Here is an 894-nt window from a genome sequence, read left to right on the forward strand (position 1 = left end):
TTCGCCAAATCGCCTCGGTAACTCGAATTGCTTGGCAATTCTCGTTCCCGTCTTCGCTATTGCTCAGCACGGCGACTTCGGAGCGACTAGTTCGTTATACGCCATTTTCGAAATATAAAGAATCAAAGAAATGTTTTAAATTACTTGAATCTATTCATTGAAATAAAAAATTTTGATTAAATATTAATATGAACCTTGAGGTATTATACAATGCAAAAGAGTATGCGCTTACGCATTTTCTTATTGCACTTTTCTCTATAAGGCTTTATTTATTTTTAGTTTTTAGCCTTGTTGCTGGTGTCTTAATGTATTATTACCTTAACTCCTTGCTTTATTCAATATCATTTACGGTTTTCCTTTTACTATTGCGCTTAGTTAAGATTTACTTGTTCGCAAAAGAAAAAGGCGTATATATTCAAAGAGAAGGTAACGTAAAACATATAATATCCCTTACCAATGAAAATTTTGAATCTGCAAAGCCTGGCGCAGAATTCAAAATATCTTGGAAAAAGATAAGTAAAGTTTCATTAATAGGTCCTTCTATTGTTGTTTTCTTTGACGCAGGTGGGGTATTCTTTATTCCGAGAAGTCAAGTTGAAGACGAGAATAATTTATTTAAGTTTATTTCAGACCGAATCATCGAAAACGGCGTATAACTATCGCCTCTGCCGCTGCGCTTCGAGCTCGCTTCGCGACTCTCGCTTGGCCTTCGGCACATTGGCTCAGTCACTCGACTTGCAGAGCAATTCTCGTGCCTGTCTTCGCTTTGCTCAGCTCGCCAACGTCGGCAAGGCTCGGTCGTTAAGCGAAATCCCGCAACGATTTGGTTTTTTGTTTTGAAGCTCGGAACTAATAGAATTTTATTTTATAAGCCATCGCAGACTTTATTCTGAC

At 37.8% G+C, this 894-nt stretch carries 1 protein-coding gene; it reads left to right on the forward strand.

Annotated elements, in window-relative coordinates:
• Positions 1 to 188: 188 nt before the first annotated feature.
• Positions 189 to 656 carry a hypothetical protein gene (locus tag LPTSP_RS19015; RefSeq protein WP_108930330.1) on the forward strand — a complete coding sequence of 156 codons (468 nt, stop codon included), beginning with the start codon at positions 189 to 191 and terminating at the stop codon, positions 654 to 656.
• Positions 657 to 894: the final 238 nt, after the last annotated feature.

Origin of the sequence: Leptospira johnsonii, assembly GCF_003112675.1 — a bacterium.
Lineage (GTDB): Bacteria > Spirochaetota > Leptospiria > Leptospirales > Leptospiraceae > Leptospira_B > Leptospira_B johnsonii.

Excerpts from the sequence above, each read along its gene's own strand:
- LPTSP_RS19015 (WP_108930330.1), top strand. The coding sequence starts at position 189 with ATGAACCTTGAGGTATTATACAATGCAAAAGAGTATGCGCTTACGCAT.